This window comes from Kitasatospora putterlickiae, assembly GCF_039527695.1.
Classification (GTDB): Bacteria; Actinomycetota; Actinomycetes; order Streptomycetales; family Streptomycetaceae; genus Kitasatospora; species Kitasatospora putterlickiae.
This window is the reverse complement of record NZ_BAAAKJ010000020.1, coordinates 34,427-38,963: the sequence shown is the minus strand read 5'-3', so window position 1 is coordinate 38,963 and position 4,537 is coordinate 34,427. Positions and strand designations below refer to the sequence as shown.

6 protein-coding genes are annotated in these 4,537 nt (G+C 74.7%); 1 reads left to right on the top strand and 5 read right to left on the bottom strand.

Features of this window, described 5'->3' with window-relative positions:
- A partial coding sequence (locus ABD308_RS02445) for a hypothetical protein (RefSeq protein WP_344324749.1) occupies positions 1-826 on the bottom strand: 826 nt, incomplete at its 3' end.
- Positions 827-966: 140 nt separating this feature from the next.
- On the opposite strand from ABD308_RS02445, the gene ABD308_RS02440 reads away from it, so the two are divergent.
- On the top strand, positions 967-1,884 hold the full coding sequence (locus ABD308_RS02440) for a branched-chain amino acid transaminase (protein ID WP_344324746.1): 918 nt from the start codon (positions 967-969) through the stop codon (positions 1,882-1,884).
- Between the two features lie 4 nt (positions 1,885-1,888).
- Here ABD308_RS02440 and ABD308_RS02435 read toward each other — a convergent pair whose 3' ends face one another.
- The 4 genes from ABD308_RS02435 to ABD308_RS02420 form a co-directional block, all read right to left on the bottom strand.
- A complete protein-coding gene (locus ABD308_RS02435) occupies positions 1,889-2,635 on the bottom strand; it encodes an MBL fold metallo-hydrolase (protein WP_344324743.1) in 747 nt (248 codons plus the stop codon).
- A 237-nt stretch (positions 2,636-2,872) separates the two neighbouring features.
- On the bottom strand, positions 2,873-3,841 hold the full coding sequence (locus ABD308_RS02430; protein ID WP_344324740.1) for a PLP-dependent cysteine synthase family protein: 969 nt from the start codon (positions 3,839-3,841) through the stop codon (positions 2,873-2,875).
- Between the two features lie 85 nt (positions 3,842-3,926).
- Complete coding sequence (locus tag ABD308_RS02425; RefSeq protein WP_344324737.1) at positions 3,927-4,205, bottom strand: MoaD/ThiS family protein; 279 nt, start codon at positions 4,203-4,205, stop codon at positions 3,927-3,929.
- Positions 4,206-4,315: 110 nt separating this feature from the next.
- Positions 4,316-4,435: a putative leader peptide gene (locus tag ABD308_RS02420; RefSeq protein WP_344324734.1), complete on the bottom strand. Its 120-nt coding sequence runs from the start codon at positions 4,433-4,435 to the stop codon at positions 4,316-4,318.
- Positions 4,436-4,537 lie beyond the last annotated feature (102 nt).

Sequence of the window (4,537 nt, the reverse complement as noted above, 5' to 3'; positions counted from 1 at the left end):
GGGTCGTCTCCGTCGCGGCGGGCAGGAGTTCGGCGGGCGTCCAGGCGGCCGACCAGAAGTACTCGAAGAGCTCGGCGACCAGCGCGACCAGCGCCGGCTCGCGCACCACCACCGCCGCGTCCGCGACCGGGGCGTCCCCGCCCGGACCGGCGCCGGGGGCGGGCAGGATCGCCAGCCGGGCGTCCACCACGATCAGCCAGAGCGGCAGCGAGTGGGCGACCCGGATCCGCGCCCCGGCCCCGGTCAGCTCCCGGACGTGCCCGAGCACCGCCGGGCGGCGCAGCGCGGCGGCCGGGTGGATGGTGCGCAGCGCGGCGCCGTGCGCGAGGGCGAGGCGTTCGCGGGCGAGCTTGCCCGCCAGGGCCGGGCCGGAGAGGTCCTGTCCGGGGCGCAGCGAGAGGGCCTCGGTGCGGGCGCCGCGGGCGGCGTCCTCCAGCAGGGCGGCGATCCGGTCGGCGCCGCGGACCACCTCCAGGGCGGTGCCGGCGCGGTGCCGTTCCTGGACGGGCAGGTAGCCGGTGTGCAGGCGGTCGACGGCGTCGCGGGCCCGGTGCAGGGCGCCGAGCAGGTCGGTGACCTGCCGGTCGGCGTCGAGCAGCAGTTGCCGCACGGCGGTGTCCACCGAGACGGCGGCCCGGTCGGCGGAGTGGTCCGGGACGGGGCCGGCCGCGGCGGGCTGGAGCAGGCCGAGGGCGAGCAGTTCGGCGGTGGCGGCGGCGAGCCGGGGTTCGTCCCAGCCGGGGAGCGGTTCGGCGGGCGGGCGGCCGGGTTCGGCGAGCAGGCGGGCGTAGAGCCGGGTGGCGTCCCGGTCGGCGGGGCTCTCCATCGGCGCAGCCTAGTGAGGCCGGGGACCCGCCCGCCCGGGTTTCCATCCTGCGAGACGGCGGTTTCCGCTCCCGGTCATGGCCGGTTCCGGCAGCGCCCGGGGCGCTGACCGGCGGCGCCGCGGTGGCCAGGATGGCGCCCATGACGGCTCTTCCCGAGGCTTCGACGATCTGGTTGGACGGCGCGCTGGTGCCCTGGCACGCGGCGAGCACGCACGTCCTCTCCCATGGACTGCACTACGGAACGGGGGTGTTGGAGGGCACCCGGGCGTTCGCCACGGCGGACGGCCCGGCGGTGTTCCGGCTGCCCGAGCACCTGCGCCGGCTGGACCTCAGTGCGCGCATGCTGCGGATGGAACTGCCCTTCGGTGTGGAGGAGTTGGCGAAGGCCACGGTCGACCTGGTGCGGACCAACGGTCATCGTTCGTGCTACCTGCGGCACTTCGCCTTCCTGGGCTACGGCGCGATGGGCCTGGACATGCGGTCCTCGCCGACCGTCACGGCGATCGCGAGCTGGGAGTGGCGCTCCCAGCTGCCGGACGCGCGGGGCGGGATCCGGCTGAAGACGAGCAGTTGGCGGCGGACCGACCCGAACACGGTGCCGCCCGCCGCGAAGGCGACCGGCCCGTACCTGAACTCGGTGCTGGCCCGCCGGGAGGCGACCGACGCGGGGTACGACGAGGCGCTGCTGCTCGGCCCGGACGGCGCGGTGAGCGAGTGCACCGGCGAGAACGTGTTCGCGGTCCGGGACGGGGTGCTGCGCACGCCCCCGGCGAGCGCGGGCGCCCTGGAGGGGATCACCCAGGACACCGTGCTGACGCTGGCGCGCGACCTGGGCGTGCCGGTGCGGGTGGAGGCGCTGCTGCGTTCGGACCTGTACGCGGCGGACGAGGTGTTCGTGTGCGGGACGGCGGCCGGGGTGGTGGCGGTGCGTTCGCTGGACGACCGGGAGCTGCCGGCCGCCCCCGGTCCGCTGACCGAGCGGCTGCGGACGGCCTACGAGGCGGCGGTGAGCGGCGCGGACGGGCGCTACCGGCACTGGCTGACGTACGTGGAGTGAGGGGTCAGACCTGGTAGACGGCGCCGGGCCGGGCGATGTCGACCGGTCCGGAGTACGCGGCGGCCGCGTCCCGCCGGTTCAGTTCGGCGTCCGTCCACGGGGGGATGTGGGTGAGGACGAGCCGGCGGGCGCCGGCCGCGGTGGCGTGCTCGCCGGCCTCGCGGCCGTTGAGGTGGACGGCCTGGTAGGTGTCGCGGCCGTCCAGGTAGGCGGCCTCGCAGAGGAAGAGGTCGGTGTCCCGGGCGAGCTCGACGAGTTCGGCGCTCTCGCCGGTGTCGCCGGAGTAGACCAGGCTGCGGCCGTCGTGTTCGAGCCGGAAGGCGAAGGCGTCGACGGGGTGGTTGACCTGGGCGACGTCGATCCGCAGCGGGCCGAGGTCGAAGCGGCCGGGGGTGAGGGTGCGGAACTCGAACACCTCCTTCATCCCCGGGTTCTCCGGCATGTCGTAGGCGCGGGCCATCCGGGCGGCGGTGCCGGCCGGGCCGTAGACGGGCATCGGGTCGGGACAGCCCTCGGCCCGGTAGTTGCGGGCGACCCAGTAGGCGCACAGGTCGACGCAGTGGTCGGCGTGCAGGTGGCTGAGCAGGACGGCGTCGACGTCGTAGATCGACACGTACTTCTGCAGGGCGCCGAGCGCGCCGTTGCCGAGGTCGAGCACGACGCGGTAGCCGTCCACCTCCACCAGGTAGCTGGAGCACGGCGAGTCGGCCGACGGGAAGCTCCCCGAGCACCCCACCACGGTCAGTTTCATCCGAGCCCCTCCGCCCCGACACGTCCTGGCTGCCGCTGGTCATGACAGCGGGCCGGGGATGCCGGCCGGAGGCGCTGCCCTGCGCGTGTTGTCGAGGGTAAGGGCGGACCGGCGCTTTGCCCCCGTCTCCGTGCCGTGCTGTGGCTGGAATCACCAGAACGCCGGGGGGGACGGGGGCGGGCGCGCGGGGTGGCGCCGCGGGTCGTGCCGAGCCTGCCGAGGCGTGTCCGACCCGCCCTACGCCCAGAGCTGGCCCTGGAGCGCTTCGACGGCGGCCTCGGTGGACTCGGCGGTGTAGATGCCGGTGGAGAGGTACTTCCAGCCGCCGTCGGCGACCACGAAGACGATGTCGGCGCGCTCGCCGGCCTGGGCGGCCTTGCGGCCGACCCCGATCGCCGCGTGCAGGATCGCGCCGGTGGAGACCCCGGCGAAGAGGCCCTCCTGCTGGAGGAGTTCACGGGTGCGCCGGACGGCGTCGGCGGAGCCGACCGAGAAGCGGGTGGTGAGCACCTCGGCGTCGTACAGCTCGGGGACGAAGCCCTCGTCGAGGTTGCGCAGGCCGTAGACCAGGTCGTCGTAGCGCGGCTCGGCGGCGACGATCCGCACGCCGGGGACCTTCTCGCGCAGGTAGCGGCCGACGCCCATCAGGGTGCCGGTGGTGCCGAGGCCGGCCACGAAGTGGGTGACGGTGGGCAGGTCGGCGAGGATCTCCGGGCCGGTGCCGGTGTAGTGGGCGCCCGCGTTGTCGGGGTTGCCGTACTGGTAGAGCATCACCCAGTCGGGGTGCTCGGCGGAGATCTCCTTGGCGATCCGCACGGCGGTGTTGGAGCCGCCGGCGGCGGGCGAGGAGATGATCTCGGCGCCCCACATGCGGAGCAGTTCGCGCCGTTCCTCGCTGGTGTTCTCGGGCATCACGCAGACCATCCGGTAGCCCTTGAGCTTGGCCGCCATGGCGAGCGAGATGCCGGTGTTGCCGCTGGTGGGTTCGAGAATGGTGCAGCCGGGGGTGAGCCGGCCGTCGGCCTCGGCGCGCTCGATCATGTGCAGCGCCGGGCGGTCCTTGATGGAGCCGGTGGGGTTGCGGTCCTCCAGCTTGGCCCAGAGGGTGACCAGGCCCTCGGTGTTGCCCGGCACCGCGGCGGACAGCCGGGGCAGGCGGACCAGCGGGGTGTTGCCGACGGCTTCGAGCGGGCTGTCGTAACGCAAGGGGTCCTCCGGCGGGCGGCGGTGGGGTTCGGTACCGGGCGGCCCGCCCCGTCCCGGGCGGTGCGCGGGACGGGGCGGGCGGTGATCAGCGGGCGCCGCCGGCCACGGCGGGCAGGATGGTGACGCTGTCGCCGTCGGCGACGGCGGTGGAGATGCCCTCCAGGAAGCGGACGTCCTCGTCGTTCAGGTAGACGTTGACGAAGCGGCGCAGCTCGCCGCCGTCCAGCAGGCGGGCGGCGATGCCCGGGTGGCGGGCGTCGAGGTCCTGGAAGAGCTCCCCGAGGTTGCTGCCGGAGCCCTCGACGGCCTTGGCGCCGTCGGTGTAGGTGCGGAGGATGGTCGGGATGCGGACCTCGATGGCCATGGGTGCGCTCCTGTGCGAGTCGTGAGGTGGGTGGGCCGCAGCGGACGCGGCAGGGTGGTGCGGCCCGGGGCGGTGGTCTCCGCGGGCGGGCCGGGTGGGGCGGGGGCGGCTCAGTGCTGGCGCGCGGGCGTGCCGGGACAGATCGCGCCGGCGAGCCGGCACAGGTCGATGTGCAGGCGCGCCACGAGGCGGGTGCCCGGGGCCTGAGTGCTCACATCGACGGAACGCATGGGCTCATCGTATAGATTCCCGGGCCCGCTCCTCCATGCCCGTCTCGGGATGCGGATGAGTACGTCCCCCATGCCGAGACGGCCCGGAAACGGCAGCGGGGC